The sequence below is a fragment of the Methylorubrum sp. POS3 genome (genome assembly GCF_043352485.1).
Taxonomy (GTDB): Bacteria; Pseudomonadota; Alphaproteobacteria; order Rhizobiales; family Beijerinckiaceae; genus Methylobacterium; species Methylobacterium suomiense.
The window spans coordinates 4068137-4084849 of record NZ_JAPRBT010000001.1 but is presented as its reverse complement, the minus strand read 5'-3'; the positions used below and the strand labels follow the sequence as shown (position 1 = coordinate 4084849).

General features: G+C 68.6%; 15 protein-coding genes and 1 tRNA gene. 7 read left to right on the top strand and 9 right to left on the bottom strand.

Annotated elements, in window-relative coordinates; genetic code table 11:
• Position 1 precedes the first annotated feature (1 nt).
• The 7 genes from OWC43_RS18795 to OWC43_RS18765 all read right to left on the bottom strand — a co-directional run bounded on the left by OWC43_RS18795 (position 2) and on the right by OWC43_RS18765 (position 7750).
• Positions 2–745 carry a cysteine hydrolase family protein gene (locus OWC43_RS18795; RefSeq protein WP_393957782.1) on the bottom strand — a complete coding sequence of 248 codons (744 nt, stop codon included), beginning with the start codon at positions 743–745 and terminating at the stop codon, positions 2–4.
• Entirely contained in the window at positions 742–1770 is a 1029-nt protein-coding gene (locus OWC43_RS18790; protein ID WP_393957781.1) for a formamidase, read from the bottom strand. Before OWC43_RS18790 ends, OWC43_RS18795 begins: the two co-directional genes overlap by 4 nt.
• A gap of 13 nt (positions 1771–1783) precedes the next feature.
• Positions 1784–2704: an ABC transporter permease gene (locus tag OWC43_RS18785; protein ID WP_137828022.1), complete on the bottom strand. Its 921-nt coding sequence runs from the start codon at positions 2702–2704 to the stop codon at positions 1784–1786.
• A gap of 37 nt (positions 2705–2741) precedes the next feature.
• Positions 2742–3917 carry an ABC transporter permease gene (locus OWC43_RS18780; protein WP_393957780.1) on the bottom strand — a complete coding sequence of 392 codons (1176 nt, stop codon included), beginning with the start codon at positions 3915–3917 and terminating at the stop codon, positions 2742–2744.
• A 49-nt stretch (positions 3918–3966) separates the two neighbouring features.
• Positions 3967–5073 carry a BMP family ABC transporter substrate-binding protein gene (locus tag OWC43_RS18775; RefSeq protein WP_137828020.1) on the bottom strand — a complete coding sequence of 369 codons (1107 nt, stop codon included), beginning with the start codon at positions 5071–5073 and terminating at the stop codon, positions 3967–3969.
• 233 nt (positions 5074–5306) lie between these two features.
• Positions 5307–6671 carry an 8-oxoguanine deaminase gene (locus OWC43_RS18770; RefSeq protein WP_393957779.1) on the bottom strand — a complete coding sequence of 455 codons (1365 nt, stop codon included), beginning with the start codon at positions 6669–6671 and terminating at the stop codon, positions 5307–5309.
• A gap of 56 nt (positions 6672–6727) precedes the next feature.
• Positions 6728–7750, bottom strand: coding sequence for a hypothetical protein (locus OWC43_RS18765; protein WP_393957778.1), 1023 nt, complete (start codon positions 7748–7750; stop codon positions 6728–6730).
• Between the two features lie 737 nt (positions 7751–8487).
• Here OWC43_RS18765 and OWC43_RS18760 point away from each other — a divergent pair.
• The 4 genes from OWC43_RS18760 (at position 8488) to hpxZ (ending at position 11359) form a co-directional block, all read left to right on the top strand.
• Positions 8488–9171, top strand: a complete 684-nt coding sequence (locus OWC43_RS18760) for a cysteine hydrolase family protein (protein ID WP_393957777.1) — start codon at positions 8488–8490, stop codon at positions 9169–9171.
• A 165-nt stretch (positions 9172–9336) separates the two neighbouring features.
• Complete coding sequence (locus OWC43_RS18755; RefSeq protein WP_393957776.1) at positions 9337–9540, top strand: DUF4089 domain-containing protein; 204 nt, start codon at positions 9337–9339, stop codon at positions 9538–9540.
• A complete protein-coding gene (locus OWC43_RS18750; protein ID WP_393957775.1) occupies positions 9537–10952 on the top strand; it encodes an AtzE family amidohydrolase in 1416 nt (471 codons plus the stop codon). The genes OWC43_RS18755 and OWC43_RS18750 overlap by 4 nt, the downstream gene beginning before the upstream one ends.
• On the top strand, positions 10949–11359 hold the full coding sequence (gene hpxZ / locus OWC43_RS18745) for an oxalurate catabolism protein HpxZ (protein WP_393957773.1): 411 nt from the start codon (positions 10949–10951) through the stop codon (positions 11357–11359). Before OWC43_RS18750 ends, hpxZ begins: the two co-directional genes overlap by 4 nt.
• 93 nt (positions 11360–11452) lie before the next feature.
• On the opposite strand, the gene uraD is transcribed toward hpxZ, so the two are convergent.
• Complete coding sequence (uraD, locus tag OWC43_RS18740; RefSeq protein ID WP_393957771.1) at positions 11453–12337, bottom strand: 2-oxo-4-hydroxy-4-carboxy-5-ureidoimidazoline decarboxylase; 885 nt, start codon at positions 12335–12337, stop codon at positions 11453–11455.
• Between the two features lie 278 nt (positions 12338–12615).
• Here uraD and OWC43_RS18735 point away from each other — a divergent pair, with 278 nt between their 5' ends.
• Positions 12616–14022 (top strand): nucleobase:cation symporter-2 family protein, encoded by a 1407-nt coding sequence (locus tag OWC43_RS18735; protein WP_393957770.1) that lies wholly within the window; start codon positions 12616–12618, stop codon positions 14020–14022.
• Between the two features lie 49 nt (positions 14023–14071).
• Entirely contained in the window at positions 14072–14911 is an 840-nt protein-coding gene (gene pucL / locus OWC43_RS18730; protein ID WP_393957768.1) for a factor-independent urate hydroxylase, read from the top strand.
• Between the two features lie 233 nt (positions 14912–15144).
• Here the strand turns inward: pucL and OWC43_RS18725 are convergent.
• Positions 15145–15234 (bottom strand) — tRNA-Ser (locus OWC43_RS18725).
• A gap of 143 nt (positions 15235–15377) precedes the next feature.
• Here OWC43_RS18725 and OWC43_RS18720 point away from each other — a divergent pair.
• On the top strand, positions 15378–16691 hold the full coding sequence (locus OWC43_RS18720; protein ID WP_393957766.1) for a replication-associated recombination protein A: 1314 nt from the start codon (positions 15378–15380) through the stop codon (positions 16689–16691).
• Positions 16692–16713 lie beyond the last annotated feature (22 nt).

Below are 16713 nucleotides of genomic sequence, written 5' to 3'. Positions count from 1 at the left end.
GCTAGCCTCCATGGGGGCTGGCGCCCATCGCCGCGAGAATCGCATCGGAGGCGGCGACCGCACCGAACACGCCGCCCTGCATGGTCACCATCTTCAGCGCCGCGGCGTGGTTGCCCGGATCGGTCGCGGCGGTCCCGTCGGAGACGATCACGCATTCGAAGCCGCGATCATTGGCCTCGCGCATGGTGGTGTGAACGCAGACATCCGTGGTGATCCCGGTCAGGATCAGGTTGCGGATGTGGCGCGTGGTCAGGATGAGTTCGAGATCGGTCGCGCAGAACGAGCCCTTGCCGGGCTTGTCGATCACCGGTTCGTCGGGCAGCGGCGCGAGTTCCGGAATGATCTCCCAGCCCGGCTCGCCGCGCACCAGCACGCGCCCGCAGGGACCGGGATCGCCGATCCCCGCACCGATCCGGCGTGAGCGCCAGCGCTTGTTGGCGGGCAGGTCGGCGAGGTCCGGGCGGTGACCCTCGCGGGTGTGGATCACGTGGTAGCCGTTCCTCCGCGCCGCCGCGAGGAGCCGCCCGATCGGACCGATCGGCGCGCGGGTGAGGGCGAGGTCGTAGCCCATCGCGTCGACGTAGCCGCCGGTCCCGCAGAAGTCGGTCTGCATGTCGATGATGACGAGCGCCGTGTTGGCGGGGCGCAGGTCACCGTCGAAGGGCCATGGATAGGGTTCGGCGGCGACATAGGTACCGTTCGGGCGCCCGTCCGTCCCGGGTAGGGGAGATGGTGACGCGCTCACTCGGCGGCCTCCCGCGCCGGGGGCGTCTGCGCCTCGCCGTAGGAGCGCGTCGGCGCGGCGAAGCCGCAGGAGGTGCCGTCGACGACCTGGACCGCGTCCTCCCACGGCACACGGTATTGGCCTGCGGCGAGGTCGTGCATGTAGGTGTAGGGGCAGTCCTGCGCCCCGCCCTTCACCGCCGTGTAGCCGCGGTGGCCGAGCTGGTAGATGTTGTTCTCGACGCCCCAGTGCAGGCGCGCCTCGCGCACGAGGTCGGGCCGCACTTCCGCCGTGACGATCTCGTCGACGCGCCCGGTCGTGGCGTGGGCGATGACCGTGCCGTCGAAATTCACGATCATGCCTTCGCCCATCGAATCGAAGGTGCCATCCGAGCCGCACATGCAGACATTGGCGGTCACCATCAGGTTGCAGAACGCGTTCGACTGATTGGTGAAGCGCCAGGATTCGCGGATCGGCGCCGTGTAGCCGGCCGTGCGGATCATGATCTCGGCGCCCTTGTAGGCGCATTCCCGCGCCATTTCCGGGAACATGCCGTCGTGGCAGATGATGAGGCCGATCTTGGCCCCCTTGGGCCCTTCGATCACGGGGATGCCGAGATCGCCCGGCTCCCAGGGCTCGACCGGAACCCAGGGATGCATCTTCCGATAATAGAGCTTCAGCTCGCCCGCATCGTCGATGATCAGCCCGGAATTGTAGGGGTTGCCGCCGGGGTTGGCCTCCATGATCGAGAAGCAGCCCCAGATGCGGTTCGCGCGGCAGGCCTCCTTGAAGGCGGCGACTTCGGGACCGTCGAGGGAGACCATGATCTCCGGGTCGGTGTCCATCGAGAGGCCGTGCAGCGCGTATTCGGGGAAGACGACGAGGTCCATGGTCGCCATGTTGGCCCGCGCCTTCCCGACCATGGCGACGATGCGCTCGGTCTGCGCCCTCAGATCCTCGGGGGTGACCACGTTCGGCAGCTGGAGCTGGACGAGGCCGATGACGACGCCGTTCGGGGATTTGTTCAGTCCGCCGAGACCGTTCATGGGAACTCCGTGACTATTTGAGAGACAGTTCGCCCGGCGCGCCGGCCAAGGCCCGATCGGGCGAGGAGGTGGCGATCAGCAGCGCCAGGGTGAGGACGTAGGGGGCGGCGTAGAACAGGTAGTAGCCCTGGGAGATGCCGACCGATTGCAATGCCGGCCCGAGCGCCCCCGCGCCGCCGAACAGCAAGGCCGCACCGAAGCAGGCGAGCGGATTCCAGCGCGCGAAGATGACGAGCGCCACCGCCATCAGACCCTGCCCGGACGAGATGCCCTCGTTCCAGGAGCCGGGGTAGTAGAGCGAGAGATAGGCGCCGCCGATCCCGGCCAGGACGCCGCCGACGGCGGTCGCGAGGAGGCGTACCCGGTCGACGTCGTACCCCATGGCGCGGGCCGCATCGGCACTGTCGCCGACGACGCGCACGATCAGCCCAGCCTTGGTGTTGCGGAAGGCCCACCACAGGAACACGGCGAGGGCGGCACCGACGAGGAAGAGCACGTTGACGCGAAGGGCCGCCTGAACCTGAGGCGTATCCGACCAGAAGCCGAGGGGGATCGCGGGCAAGGGCGGGGCGGAAGGCTGGATGAAGGGCTTGCCGAGGAAGAAGGCCAGCCCGGAGCCGAACAGCATCAGGGCGATGCCGATCGCCACGTCGTTGACCCGTGGGAACCGGCAGATGAATCCGTGCAGCAGGCCGAAGCCGCCCCCCGCGAGACCGGCCACTGCGACCCCCGCCCAGGGACTGTCGGTGACCACGGCCGTGGCGTAGGCCGACATCGCGCCGAAGACGAGCGTGCCCTCCAATCCGAGATTGATCCGACCCGATCGCTCGGTGATGGTCTCGCCCAAACTCACGAACAGGAACGGCGTGGAGACGCGGATTGCGCCGCCGATGACGGCGAGCAGCACCGTCCAGAGGCCGAGATCGTCATTCATCGTGTCCGCCTCACGCGCTCGGATTCCTGGGACACGCTCATGCGGCGGCCGCCGCCCCGTTCGACGTTTCGCGCTTCTCGGCCCAGAGATGCGGGCTGAACATCTTGAAGCGCCCGTAGAGCGTCTCGCTCAACAGGACGACGAGGAAGAGAAGCCCTTCGAGGACGAGGACCGTGGCGTCGGGCAGTTGCATCCGCCGCTGGATCAGCCCGCTCGATGCCTCGATGCCGCCGAGCAGGAAGGCGACGGGCATGATGCCGAGCGGGTTGTGGCGCGCCAGGAAGGCGACGAGGATGCCGGTATAGCCGAATCCGGCATTCAGCGAGGCGTTGGCGTTCCCGTGTACGGCCGCCACTTCGAAGAACCCGGCCAGCGCCGCGCAAGCGCCGCCGAGCGCGGTGAAACCGACGACGAGCCGCCCGACCGGCAATCCCTGGATCTGAGCGGCGCGCACGTTGCCGCCGGCGATACGCGCGGCGAAGCCCGTCGTCGTGCGCTCCGTCAGGAGGTAGGCGGCGAGGCAGACGATGGCGCCGACGCCGAGCCCCCAATGGACGTCGAGGCCGGGCAGCGGACCGACCGCGAACGCCTCGCCGATCGGCCAGGTCGAGGGCTTGTTGAGGCTTCCGGGATCGCGCAACACCCCCTCGATCAGGTGATTCGAGAGAGCGATCGCGATGTAGGACATCAGCAGGCTCGCGATGGTCTCGTTGACGCCGCGATAGGCGCGCAGGGCACCGACGGCGCCGATCCAGAGCGCCCCGGCACCGGCCGCCGCCAGCGCCATGAGCGGCACCGCGAGGGTCGCCGGCCATCCCTGGAGCGGCTGCGCCGCGGCGGCGGCGGCGACGCCGCCCAGAACGATCGCGCCCTCGCCGCCGATCACCACCAGGCCGAGGCGGGCCGGCAGCGCCACGCAGAGGGCGGCGAAGAGCAGGGGTGCCGCGCGCTGCAGGCTGTTCTGCAAGGCGAAGGGCGACCCGAACCCGCCCCGCCAGACGAGATTGACGAAATCGACCGGGCTCTTGCCCAGAACGAGCAGGAAGAGACTGAACAGTCCGAAACCGGCGACCACCGCCCCGACCGGGATCGCCACCACCTCGGCCCGACGGGCGAGCCATGCCCGCGCCTGAAGCGCCGCGGGCGGGCGGTTCGGAGCCCCCGGGACGGGCTCGGCGAGCGGTAGGGCGGGGGCGGTGGTGTCAGCGGCCATATGCGTCACGTCCTCGTCCGCAGCGCGGCAGGAAGCATGCCAGCCGAATTCAGGCGGAGCCCTTCACCCCCTCGACGAGGTAGTTGGTCTTCTCGAGTTCGATCGCGTTCTCGGCGAAAGCCTTGCCCGAGCCGGCGATCTCGTTGCCCTTGTTGTCCTTCAGCGGTCCCTTGATGATGGCGAAGCCCCCCTTCATCATCTCGGCCTTCACCGCATCGGCATTCGCGCGCGCCGCGTCGGACACGGCCGGGCCGTAGGCGCTCATCTTCACGAAGCCGTCCGGCAAGCCGCCGCGCACGAAATTCGGCGGCGCCTTGCCGGCCTGCATGTCGGCGACGAAATTCTTGTAGATCGAGGCCCAGTTCCACTCGGCGCCGGTGAGGTACTTGCCCTTGGCGAGCGCCGACTGGTCGGCGTGGTAGCCGCAGACGAAGGCGCCGCGGCGCGCGGCGGTCTCGACGACGACCTTGGGACTGTCGACGTGGCAGGTGATCACGTCGGCCCCGCCGTCGATCAGGGCGTTCGTCGCCTCCGCTTCCTTGACCGCGAGCGACCACTCGCCGGTGAAGATGACCTGCACGGTGATCGACGGATCGACGCTGCGGGCGCCGAGCAGGAAGCCGTTGACGTTGTTGAGCACCTGCGGGATCGGCTTGGCCGCGACGAAGCCGAGCTTCTTCGACTTCGAGGCGTGGGCGGCGACGATGCCGTTCAGGTACTGCCCCTGCGCGATGTAGCCGAAATACGAACCGGCATTCTTCGGATTGGCCTCGGTCCAGAGGCCGCCGCAGTGACGGAACTGCACCTTGGGGTTCTTCTTACACTCGATCAGCATGTGCGGATCGAAATAGCCGAACGAGGTCGGAAAGATCAGGCTCGCGCCGTCCAGGTTGATCATGCTCTCCATGGTCTTCTGGACGTCGGTGGTCTCGCGGACGTTCTCCTCCTCGACGACCTGAACGCCGGGGATCGCCTTCAGGGCCGCGGCGCCCTGCGCGTGGGCTTGGTTGTACCCGTAATCGTCCTTGGGGCCGACATAGATGAACCCGACCGTAAGCGGGCTGGCAGCCCGGGCGCGGGCGAAGGGCAGCGAGCCGAGCGCGACAGCGGACGTGCCGACGAGAAGATGTCTGCGGGAGAGAGAATGGGCTGCCACGAGGTTCGGTCCGTCTTGACGATGTGAGACCGGAACTTTGCAAGAAGTGGACCTGTCCCGTGCCAAGCAGGGGACAAAAGTTCCGGCCTTATGGCAGCGTGTTCCGCTCAGACGCCTAAAACGACATCCATCTCTGCACGCTCTCGCATCAGCCTGTTCCGGCCTCGCGCCGTCCTCATCGAGGCAACATCTTCTCGCCCGTCGCCTCGATGATGGTTTTCGATACGAGTCCGTCAGAGCGTCCCGAACAGCTCCCGGGCCAGCCGTGTATGCGCCTCGCGCAGATCGCCCGTATCGACACCGATCGGTGCGCCGTCGATCACGCGCCAGCTCCCCGCCACCATCACCCGGTCGGCCCGATGCGCCCCGCACAGCACCAGCGCGGCGAGGGGATCGTGCGCACCCGAGAAGCGCAGCTCGTCCAGGGTGAACAGAGCGAGATCCGCCTCGCGGCCCGGCTCGATCCGGCCGATGTCATCGCGCCCCAGGCAGCGGGCCGAGCCCTCCGTGGCCCAGCGCAGCGCGTCGAGGTGGCTGACGTCTTCCGCACGGTAGCTCAGCCGCGCCAGCATCAGGGCGTGGCGCACGCTCTCGATCAGGTTGGAGTTGTCGTTGGAGGCGGAGCCGTCGACGCCGAGACCCACGGGGCTGCCCGCCGCCTCCAGCTCGCAGGTCCGGCAACGGCCGGACGCCAGCACCATGTTCGAGGTCGGGCAGTGGCAGACGCCGACCCCCGCGGCACCGAGGCGCCGCACCTCGTCATCGTTGAAATGGATGCCGTGCGCGAGCCAAGTCCGCGCGCTCATCCAGCCGACCTCCTCAAGATAATCGACCGGGCGCTGCCCGTACATCTCGAGGCAGTAGGCGTTCTCGTCGAGCGTCTCGCCGAGATGGGTGTGCAGCCGGCAATCGTGACGTTCCGCGAGCCGCGCGCTCTCGTGCATCAGCCGCTTGGTGACGTTGAAGGGTGAACAGGGAGCGAGCCCGATCTGCACCATCGCGCCGGGCTTGGGATCGTGGAACAGCGACAGCACGCGCTCGCTGTCGGCCAGGATCGTGTCGTCGTCCTGAACCAGCGTCTCGGGCGGCAGGCCGCCATCCTTCTCCGACAGGCTCATCGAGCCGCGGGTGACAAAGGCGCGGATGCCGATCGCGCGGGCCTCCTCGACCTGGATATCGACGGAGGCTTCGAGGCCCTTCGGGAACAGATAGTGGTGATCACCCGCCGTCGTGCAGCCTGAGAGCAGCAATTCCGTGTAGGCGAGCCGGCTGGCGAGCCGGAAGGCCTCCGGGGTCAATCGCGGCCAGATCGTCGAGAGCGCCTTCAGCCAGGGGAAGAGCGGCTTGTTGATCGCGATCGGGTGGGCGCGGGTCAGCGTCTGGAAGAAGTGGTGGTGGGTGTTGACGAGGCCCGGGATGACGACGTGACGCCCCGCGTCGAAGGTCTCATCGACCGGTGCGACGGGCCGAGCGCCCGCCGCGACACGCTCGACGATGCGGGTGCCTTCGACCACGATTCCGCCGCCCGCTCCCTCAGCCAGGATCGCCAGGGGATCGCGGATCCACAGGCGGCGGGGTGTGGCGCTCGCTTCCATCATCCGGGGCCGGTTCTCCGCTTCGGGTTCCAGGGACCTTCCCCGGAACCGGTCGATGATCAGAAGATATGGACAGCGACGCCCGCGAGGAACGATTTTTCCTCCGCACCGGGGCCGGCGCCGCCCTGAGCGAAGCCGATATCCTTGTCGACGCCGAACTTGTTGCGCCAGTACTGGAAGCCCACGAACGCATCGAGCCTGCCGGGCTGGTCCCAGACCAGCTTGCCGACGTCCAGCACGAGGTTGGTGCGCGAGAGGAATTCGACGTTGGTCGGGGCCGTGCCCGGGATGCCGCCGTTGCCCTTGGGCAGCACGATGTTGTTGAAGCCCGCGAGCTTCAGCGGGAAGCCGCCGAAGAGGCCGTCGAGCGGGAAGCTGTAGACGATTTCGAATTCGGGCACCCAATCGAACTCGACGCTGCGGAACGGCCCCACCGCGAAGCCGTTGCGGTTCCATTCCTTGTAGCCGTGCACGGCGACGTTGAGGAAGCCGACCGGCACGTCGACCGAGAAGACGAGACCGCCGACCACGTCACGCTTCTCCGGACCGAAGACCGTGTTCTTCGTGTTGGCGTCGAAACCGAAGGAGAGCGACACGTCCTTCACGAGGCCGGGATAGGTGAAGGCCGTCGTCCCGATCAGCTTGTTGAGGCTCAGCGAGCCCCGATACAGGCCGTAAGCCTCGGTCGCCCCGAAATCGTAGACGACGGCTTGGCCGCCCGGTCCGTTCGCGGTGCCGGCCGGGTCCTGGCTGCCCGACTTCAGAATATCGAGCGAGAAGAAGTTCGTTCCGTACTCCCAGGCATCCGCGTGGGAGATGTTGAGGATGTGCTTGGGAATGTCGCGCCCGTCGAGCGGATTGGCCGTATTGTTGTTCGGTACGCCCGGCTCTGCGGCCGGGAACGAATAACGGTAGCTGACCTGAGTGTCGGAGAAGAGGAAAAACGAGACAGGCTTGGCCGGCGCGGCCTCGACCGGCGCGAGCGGCCTCTTGTACCCGTCCGCCGCCAAATCGGCCGCCGACCCTTGCCCGAATGCGGCCAGCGACAACGCCAGTCCAACCATGAGCCCCCTTGCGAACATTGTTATTCCCCTCATTCGCATGCCATTGAGCGGGGGCAGCAACCGATATGCCATGCAGCGTCTTGAGCTGCCGGTCGAAGAAGTGAGTCACAAAAGCGCAACAGAATGGCCGTGCCACAGGCATTGACGCTGGGTGAACACATCACGTCATCTTTTCAGGAACGACGCTCGCAGGGCCGCAGGCAGTGGGAGGTCTTCGTTAGGGCGCTGCGACTCCCTTTGATTTGCCGAAACTTTGGAAGTTTGCGCAGACTCTGCCCGTGATGCCGGCGCGATCCAGGTCCGATGACAATTTGCGCTCACTCCGCTGAGATCCGGGGTGCGACGCGTTCCGGCGGATCGGCGATCGCAGGATGAGGATCGACCGGCGGCGGCGATGCGGCACGCGATCACCTTGCCGCGATACTGCGGTGCGATTTCTGCGCCGGATCGATGCCGTTCCCGACATCGTGAAGCATCAAGTGCCGCGCTCTTGATCTGTACCGTGAGCCTTTTCGACATCCTCATCGAGGTCGGGCCGCCCAATGCATGGGATGTCCGTCGCCATCGGCACGATCTGCGACGGACGCGCACTGGCGATTCCGACGCGCCTCAAGATCGGGGCGCGTGCCCATGCGAGCGTCATCTTGACAAGACTTCGCGCAACGGAGCCCATGATTGAGCGTGGTGTTCCGTCAACTTGCATGCATGATCGCGGTGATCCGTACGACCCGGACCATGATCCGCGAGGCCGCACCATGCCCGCTCGCCCCACGACCATGCTGGACGCCGAGCCGTCGCCCCTGCCGATCGATACAGCGACGCTGGCGCTCGTCGTCATCGACATGCAGCGCGACTTCCTCGATCCCGGCGGGTTCGGCGCGAGCCTCGGCAACGACGTCTCGCTGCTCGCCGCCGCCGTGCCGCCCGCCCGCGCCCTTCTCGCCGCCGCACGGGCGGCCGGCCTGCTCGTCATCCACACGCGCGAGGGCCACAGGGCCGACCTCTCCGACGCGCCGACGGCCAAACTGACACGCGGCGCGCCGAACGCGCGGATCGGCGATCTCGGGCCGATGGGGCGCATCCTGATCCGCGGCGAGCCCGGTCACGACATCATCCCGGACCTTCAGCCCCGCGACGGGGAGCCCGTCATCGACAAGCCGGGCAAGGGCGCCTTCTACGCCACCGAACTCGGCGCCGTGCTGGAAGCGCGCGGCATCGACACCCTCATCGTCTGCGGCGTGACGACGGAGGTCTGCGTCCACACGACCGTGCGGGAGGCCAATGACCGCGGCTACCGCTGCGTCGTGGTCGGAGATGCCTGCGGTTCCTACATCCCGGCCTTCCACGAGGCCGGTCTCGCCATGATCACGGCACAGGGGGGCATCTTCGGCTGGGTGTCGGACTCGTCCTCGGTCGTCGCCGCCCTGGGCCGCAGCTGAGGCGCGTTCCCGAAAGCTTCGTTCGCCGCAAGGAAGCTGCCCTCTGGCACCGCGTCACCTCGGATCCTTCACCGGCCGGGCATGCGGCCATTGGAAATCGTCGGTGGCGCGGCCGTTGCACGGATGGGTGTGGCCGGATTTCGGCCTTTGCAGAAGCGAGGACCGATGCCCGCGCCCCTCACCGAGCCGCCGACACCCGACCTCGACGCCTTCGCCGCGCACGCGGCCGATATGTTGGGCCTGACCCTCGACCCCGCTTGGACGGCGGCCGTCGTTGCCAACCTGCGCGTCCTGAACGAGGCCGCGGATCTGGTCGGCGCCTTTCCTCTGCCCGACGAGGCCGAGGCCGCCCCGGTTTTCACGGCGTGAGCGACCGGCCGGACTGGAGCCTCGCCCCGGCATCCACGATCGCCCGGTCCGTGGCAGAGGGGTCCGTCGCGGCAAGCGACGTGGCGGCCGCCGCGCTCGCGCGCATCGCGCGCATCGATCCGCAGGTGAACAGCTTCACCAATATTCTCTCCGAGCGGGTGATGGCGCGGGCCGAGGCGCTCGATGCCGCCCGCGGGCGCGGCGAAACGCTCGGACCGCTGGCGGGTGTGCCCTTCGCGGTCAAGAACCTGTTCGATGTCGCCGGTCTGCCGACCCGGGCGGGCGCGCGGATCAACCGCGAGCGGCCTCCCGCCGCCCGCGACGCCGCCCTGATCCGGCGCATGGAGGCGGCGGGCGCCTGCCTCGTCGGCGCGCTCAATATGGGCGAATACGCCTACGACTTCACCGGCGAGAACGTCCACGACGGCGACACCAAGAACCCGCACGATCTCGGGCACATGTCCGGCGGCTCGTCGGGCGGATCGGGCGGGGCGGTCGCCGCGGGCCTCGTGCCGCTCGTGCTCGCTTCCGACACCAACGGCTCGATCCGGGTTCCTTCCGCCTTTTGCGGCTGCTTCGGGCTCAAGCCCACCTACGGACGGCTGAGCCGGGCCGGCAGCTTCCCCTTCGTCGGCAGCCTCGATCATCTCGGGCCGATGGCGCGCTCGAGTCTCGACCTCGCCCTGGCCTACGACGCGATGCAAGGACCCGACCCGGAGGATCCCGCTTGCGCCGTCCGCCCACCCGAGCCGACGGTCGCGGGCCTCGACGCGGGAATCGGGGATCTGCGCATCGCGATGGCGGGGGGCTACTTCGCGTGCCGAGGGCACCCGGAAGCCTTCGCCGCCGTGGATCACGTCGCTCGGGCACTCGGCTGCAGCCGCCGCGTCGAGATCCCGGAAGCGGCGCGTGCCCGCGCGTCGGCCTACCTGATCACCGCAGCCGAGGGCGCCGCGCTCCATCTCGACCGGCTGCGCACGCGGGCGTCCGATTTCGACCCCGCCGTCCGCGACCGACTCATCGCCGGGGCGATGCTGCCCGCCCCCTTCGTCGAGCGGGCGCAGCGGTTCCGGCGATGGTACCGCGCCGCCGTGCTCGAGCTGTTCGGCGAGGTCGACGTGATCCTCGCGCCGGCCACACCGTGCCGGGCGCCGCGCTCGGGGCAGAAGACCTTCCTGTTGGACGGCGTCGAATGGCCGGTGCGGGCCAATATCGGCCTGTTCACCCAGCCAATCTCCTTCATCGGGTTGCCCGTCGTGGCGGTGCCGGCTTGGCTCGACGGCGGTCTGCCGCTCGGCGTGCAGGTGGTCGCCGCGCCCTGGCGCGAGGCGGTCGCCCTGCGGGTCGCGCATGAACTGGAGCGCGCGGGCGCAGTACGGGCGCCGGTCGCGACGCTGGAGCCGGAGACATGATCATCGACGATCCGGAGGTGAGAGCCGAGGTCGAGGCCGCCTTCGCGGCCTACGAGACGGCCCTGGTCGGCAACGACGTCGAAACCCTCGAACGGCTGTTCCACGACGATCCGCGCACCATCCGCTACGGGGCAAGCGAGAACCTCTACGGCATGGACGCGATCCGCGCCTTCCGTCGGGCCCGCTCGCCGCAGGGGCTCGCGCGCGACTTGAGGGACACCGTGATCACCACTTACGGGCGCGATTGCGCGGTGGCGATGACCCTGTTCACGCGGGCGGGCGCCCCCGGTCGAATCGGCCGTCAGAGCCAGACATGGCTGCGCTTTCCCGACGGCTGGAAGGTCGTGGCCGCCCATGTGAGCATCATCGAGGACGACCACGGGGCCTCGGGCGCACCCCACCCCTAACAAACCTGTCCGCGAAGTTCCAAGGAGACCGGATCGCGCCGGATGCGCCGCGGCGCCGAAGACCGCCCGGGAGCGCGCCCCAGTCTCCCGCGATCAGCTCCCGCGATAGGTCTGATAGCTCCAGGGCGTCGCGACCAGCGGCACATGGTAATGCCCCTCCGGTTCGCCGACGCCGAAGCGCAGGGGGACGATGTCGAGGAAGGGCGGCTCGGGCAGGTCGAGCCCGAGACGGCGGAAATGGTCGCCGAGGGCGAATCGCAGCTCGTAGGTTGCCATCGGGACCGGTCGCCCCCCGATCAGCGGTGCATCGGTGCGCCCGTCGGCGTTCGTGACAGCCCGGGCGACAGGGACCGCCTCCGTGGCGGAGACGATCTCGACCAGTTCCACGGCGACACCCGCAGCGGGCCGGCCGGCCACGGTGTCGAGCACATGGGTCGAGATCCGGCCCGTCGTCCGCAGCGGCCCTTCTCCGGTCACGAGGGCATCGAGGCGGATCGCGGCGATGCGCATCACCTCCGCCTCCGCGACGCGCCGCTCGGCTTCGGGCGTCGATCCGAGCCGCCGCTCGAAGGTCGCGAGCAGCGAGGCGCGTCCGTGCCGCTTCACGCAGAGGATGAACGGGATGCCGAAACGGGCGCGGTAATCCGTATTGAGGCGCTCGAACTGCGCGTATTCCGCCTCGGACAGCCGGTCGAGACCGGCGGCGGCCTGCTCCGCGATCGAGTCCGGGGCGATGCGGCCGGACCGGGCCGCCCGGCCGGCGAGTTCGGGATGCCCGACGAGCAGGGCGAGCCGCCGCTCCTCGCCCGCGCCCTCGACCGTCGCGCGCATCGCGGCGAACAGCGCCTCGACCGTCGGATAGGGCCGCCCCTCGGCGACACCCTGCGCGACCCAGGGGGCGTGCTCGAACACGGCGCCGAGCGCCGCGACAAAGTCCGCCGGCGGCAGCGTGTTGAGTGTTGAGAGGGGGAGGGGCATCGCGCTCTCTGGACGAAAATTGGCGGTCAGGCTCGCTCGGCGGTGTGTCCCGGCCGGCGCGCCGGTCGCGCGCCCTCATAGCAGGCAATGGGCCAATCGAGGGGACCCGCAGGCGGGCCGAGGACGGGATGCGTCGCCCGCCCGTTGTGCGGCTCGAGCAGCATCGAGCCGCGCACCCGTCGGGACCGCACCCATCCCATGGGCATCCGACCACCGGGGCTGGCACGCGCTTTGCCCCGCTATTGCCGGGCTCCGGGTTCGATCGGGGGGCATGGGTGATGGACGATCCTGCAGCGAACGCGGCGCCGGCCGCAGGGAACGGACCGGTGCCGCTCGGGCCGCCGACGGCCCCGGTCACGGCGGTTCACCCGGCGGCTTTGGGTTTGCTGGGTCTCCAGCATGTGCTCGTGATGTATGCGGGCGCGGTCGCGGTGCCGCTGATCGTCGGGCGCGCGCTCAAGCTCTCGCCCGAGGACATCGCGATCCTGGTCAGCGCCGATCTCTTCGCCTGCGGCATCGCCACCCTGATCCAGAGCTGGGGGCTGCCGGGAATCGGCATCCGCATGCCGGTGATGATGGGCGTCACCTTCGCCTCGGTCACGCCGATGATTGCGATGGGGACCAACCCGGATCTGGGTCTGACGACCATCTACGGTTCGGTCATCGCGGCAGGCCTGTTCGGCCTCGCGGTCGCGCCGCTGATCGGCCGGCTGCTGCCGCTGTTTCCGCCGGTCGTGACCGGCACGATCATCCTGGTCATCGGCATCTCGCTGATGCGGGTCGGCGTGAATTGGGCGGCGGGTGGATTGGGCAACCCGAATTACGGCGCGCCGCTCTATCTCGCCATCAGCGCCTTCGTGCTCGGCGTCATCCTCGCCATCACCCGCTTCGCCACCGGCTTCCTGGCCTCCGCTTCGGTGCTGGCGGGCATCGTCGCCGGCATGGTCGTCGCGGCAATGTTCGGGCTCGTCGATATGTCCAAGGTGGCCGCCGCGCCGTGGCTCGACATTGTCCGGCCGTTTCACTTCGGCTGGCCGACCTTCGATCTCGTCTCGGCGATCACGCTGTGCATCGTCATGATCGTGGTGATGATCGAATCCACCGGCATGTTCCTGGCGCTCTCGGAGATCACCGCCGATCCGGTCGGCGAGGAGCGGCTGACGCGGGGCCTGCGCGCCGACGGCCTCGGCACGCTCGTCGGCGGCATCTTCAACACCTTCCCCTATACGTCGTTCTCGCAAAATATCGGCCTCGTCGGCGTCACCGGTGTGCGCTCCCGCCTCGTCACCGTGGTCGGCGGCACCATCATGCTCGTGCTCGGCCTGATCCCGAAGCTCGCCGCGCTCGTCGAGGCGGTGCCGCAATGCGTGCTCGGGGGCGCCGGCCTCGTGATGTTCGGCATGGTCGGGGCCACCGGCGCGCGCATCCTTGGAGGGGTCGATTTCGCGGGCAATCGCTACAACCTGTTCATCGTCGCCGTCTCGGTCGGCTTCGGCATGATCCCGCTCGTCGCGCCGGCCTTCTTCAAGCAGATGCCGCATACGCTGCACCCTCTGCTCGAATCCGGCATCCTGCTCGCCGCGATCGCGGCGGTCGGGCTCAACCTGTTCTTCAACGGGCTCGGCAGCGCGGCGGAGGCCCGCGACGCCGCCCTGCGTCAGGCCAAGACGGCGGAAGCCCATTGATGCGCCGCGCGGGCGCCTCGATACCCGGCTCACCCCCTCGGAGAGATCGATGCCGCTGATCGCCTCGAAATACGGCAAGGGCCGCGTGCGGGTGATGCGTCTCACCCGCGACGGCGACCATCACACCCCGCGCGAGTTGACGCTGACCGTCCTCATGAAGGGCGGTTTCGATGCGGCCTGGACCGAGGGCGACAATCGCGCCTGCGTCGCCACCGACAGCGTCAAGAACATCTGCAACGTGGTGGCGGCTCGCAACCTTTCGCTCGACAAGGAAGTCTTCGTCCGCGCGATCGCCGCGACGTTCCTCGACACCTATCCGCAGATCGCATCGGTCGAGATCGAGGGCCGGGAGACGCGCTGGCTGCGTCACGCCTTCGGGGGTGAGCCGCACGGGCACACCTTCACCCTCGACGGCAACGGCACCGGCTATGTCCGTCTGGTGGCGGACCGCGACGGCGCGACCCTGCAATCGGGCCTGCGCGGCTTCACCTTCATGAAGACGACGCAGTCGGGCTGGGTCGATTTCGTCGACGATCAGTACCGCACGCTGCCCGACACGACCGACCGCATCGCCGCCACCGCCATGGACGCGACCTGGACCTGGTCGCGGGCGCCGGCCGACTACACCGACGCCAATGCCCGGGTGCTCGACCGCCTGATCGCGGTGTTCGGCACGACCTATTCGCACGGCGTGCAGGACAGCATGTACCGGATGGGCGAGGCGGCGCTGGCCGAGATCCCGGAGATCGCCGAGATCAGCTTCGCGATGCCCAACAAGCATTACATCCCGATCAAGCTCGCTCCCTTCGGCGAGGACAATCCCGGCACGGTGTTCCTGCCGACCGACGAGCCGCACGGACAGATCGAGGCGACGATCGGACGGGGCTGACCCAATTGCGACGCGATGCGACCCCACGATGATCGGGTGGATCGGTGGATGCACCGATCGCCGTTCCGAGCCGCTCCCGGTCAAGGGCGCGCAGCCAGGTCGGCCCAGTCTCGTCGCCGCGATCGATGACGGTGTCAGACGCAGGCATGGTCAATGACTCAGAGACCGGCCCGGCCACACGAAACCGCCGTGGGACCGTCACTGATCGACATCAATGGAGATTGGGGACGACTTGGCGGAGAGGGGGGGATTCGAACCCCCGATGCCCTTGCAGGCATGCCGCATTTCGAGTGCGGTGCATTCAACCGCTCTGCCACCTCTCCGCAGAGGTGTCGCGACGACGGAATGGGCCCTAGCATGCAGGTCGGCGCGCCACAAGCCGCCTTCGCGATTGCCGTGGAGCAATCGCGCGGAGTGCGGGGTCGGGGCCTTGCCGTGGGGGCGGGCGGCGGTGTTGATGCAGGCCATGTCCGATCTGTTCGCCTCCGCCGGTCTCGAGGCGGGCGCGCCGCGTCCGCTCGCCGACCGTTTGCGCCCCCGTCGCCTCACGGAGGTCGTCGGTCAGGAGCACCTGACGGGACCGGACGGGGCGTTGACCCGGTTGCTCGCGGGAAAATCGCTCGGCTCGCTGGTGTTCTGGGGGCCGCCCGGAACCGGCAAGACCACCGTGGCACGGTTGCTGGCTCACGAGACCGACCTCGATTTCGAGCAGATCTCGGCGATCTTCTCCGGCATCGCGGATTTGCGAAAGGTGTTCGAGGCGGCGCGGCGGCGGCGGTCGACGGGCCGGGGCACCCTGCTCTTCGTCGATGAGATCCACCGCTTCAACCGGGCCCAGCTCGATGCCTTCCTGCCGGTGATGGAGGATGGCACCGTCACTCTGGTCGGCGCCACGACGGAGAATCCCTCGTTCGAGCTGAATGCGGCGTTGCTCTCCCGCGCCCGCGTCCTCCTGTTTCGGGCTCTCGATGGGGCGGCCCTGGCGCGGCTCCTCGCGCGGGCCGAGCAGATGGAGAATCGGCCCCTTCCGCTCGACGAGGAGGCCCGGGCGGCGCTGATCCGCATGGCGGACGGCGACGGGCGCGCGGCGCTGACTTTGGCCGAGGAGGTCTGGCGCTCGGCGCGCCCCGGGGAAACCCTCGATGCCGAGACGCTCCAGACATTGGTGCAGCGCCGGGCACCGATCTACGACAAGGCCCAGGAGGGGCACTACAACCTCATCTCCGCCCTGCATAAGACCGTGCGCGGCTCCGATCCGGATGCCGCTTTGTACTACCTGTGCCGGATGCTGGATGCGGGCGAGGACCGCATGTTCATCGCCCGCCGCCTTGTCCGCATGGCGGTGGAGGATATCGGGCTCGCCGACCCGCAGGCGCTCGTGGTGGCCAACGCGGCCAAGGACGCCTTCGACTTCCTCGGCACGCCGGAAGGTGAGTTGGCGCTGGCGCAGGCCACGATCTACCTCGCCTGCGCGCCCAAATCGAACGCGGTCTACAACGCCTACAAGGCCGCCACGCGGGTCGCCAAGGCGAATGGCTCCCTGCCGCCGCCGCGCACCATTCTCAACGCGCCGACCGGTTTGATGCGCAAGATCGGATACGGCGAGGGATACCGTTACGATCACGACGAACCGGATGCCTTCTCCGGCCAGGATTACTGGCCCGAGGCGCTGGGTCGGCAGCATTTCTACGTGCCGACCGACCGCGGCATGGAGACACGCTTCGGCGAGCGTCTCGCTTGGTGGGAGCGGCTTCGCCGGGAGCGGCGCGACGAGGAGTAAACACCGGCCGGACATCGGTCGG

Coding starts and splice junctions, on each gene's coding strand:
- OWC43_RS18790 (WP_393957781.1), bottom strand. CDS start 1,770: ATGAACGGTCTCGGCGGACTGAACAAATCCCCGAACGGCGTCGTCATC.
- OWC43_RS18785 (WP_137828022.1), bottom strand. CDS start 2,704: ATGAATGACGATCTCGGCCTCTGGACGGTGCTGCTCGCCGTCATCGGC.
- OWC43_RS18780 (WP_393957780.1), bottom strand. CDS start 3,917: ATGGCCGCTGACACCACCGCCCCCGCCCTACCGCTCGCCGAGCCCGTC.
- OWC43_RS18770 (WP_393957779.1), bottom strand. CDS start 6,671: ATGATGGAAGCGAGCGCCACACCCCGCCGCCTGTGGATCCGCGATCCC.
- OWC43_RS18765 (WP_393957778.1), bottom strand. CDS start 7,750: ATGTTCGCAAGGGGGCTCATGGTTGGACTGGCGTTGTCGCTGGCCGCA.
- OWC43_RS18760 (WP_393957777.1), top strand. CDS start 8,488: ATGCCCGCTCGCCCCACGACCATGCTGGACGCCGAGCCGTCGCCCCTG.
- OWC43_RS18755 (WP_393957776.1), top strand. CDS start 9,337: ATGCCCGCGCCCCTCACCGAGCCGCCGACACCCGACCTCGACGCCTTC.
- hpxZ (WP_393957773.1), top strand. CDS start 10,949: ATGATCATCGACGATCCGGAGGTGAGAGCCGAGGTCGAGGCCGCCTTC.
- uraD (WP_393957771.1), bottom strand. CDS start 12,337: ATGCCCCTCCCCCTCTCAACACTCAACACGCTGCCGCCGGCGGACTTT.
- OWC43_RS18735 (WP_393957770.1), top strand. CDS start 12,616: ATGGACGATCCTGCAGCGAACGCGGCGCCGGCCGCAGGGAACGGACCG.
- pucL (WP_393957768.1), top strand. CDS start 14,072: ATGCCGCTGATCGCCTCGAAATACGGCAAGGGCCGCGTGCGGGTGATG.
- OWC43_RS18720 (WP_393957766.1), top strand. CDS start 15,378: ATGTCCGATCTGTTCGCCTCCGCCGGTCTCGAGGCGGGCGCGCCGCGT.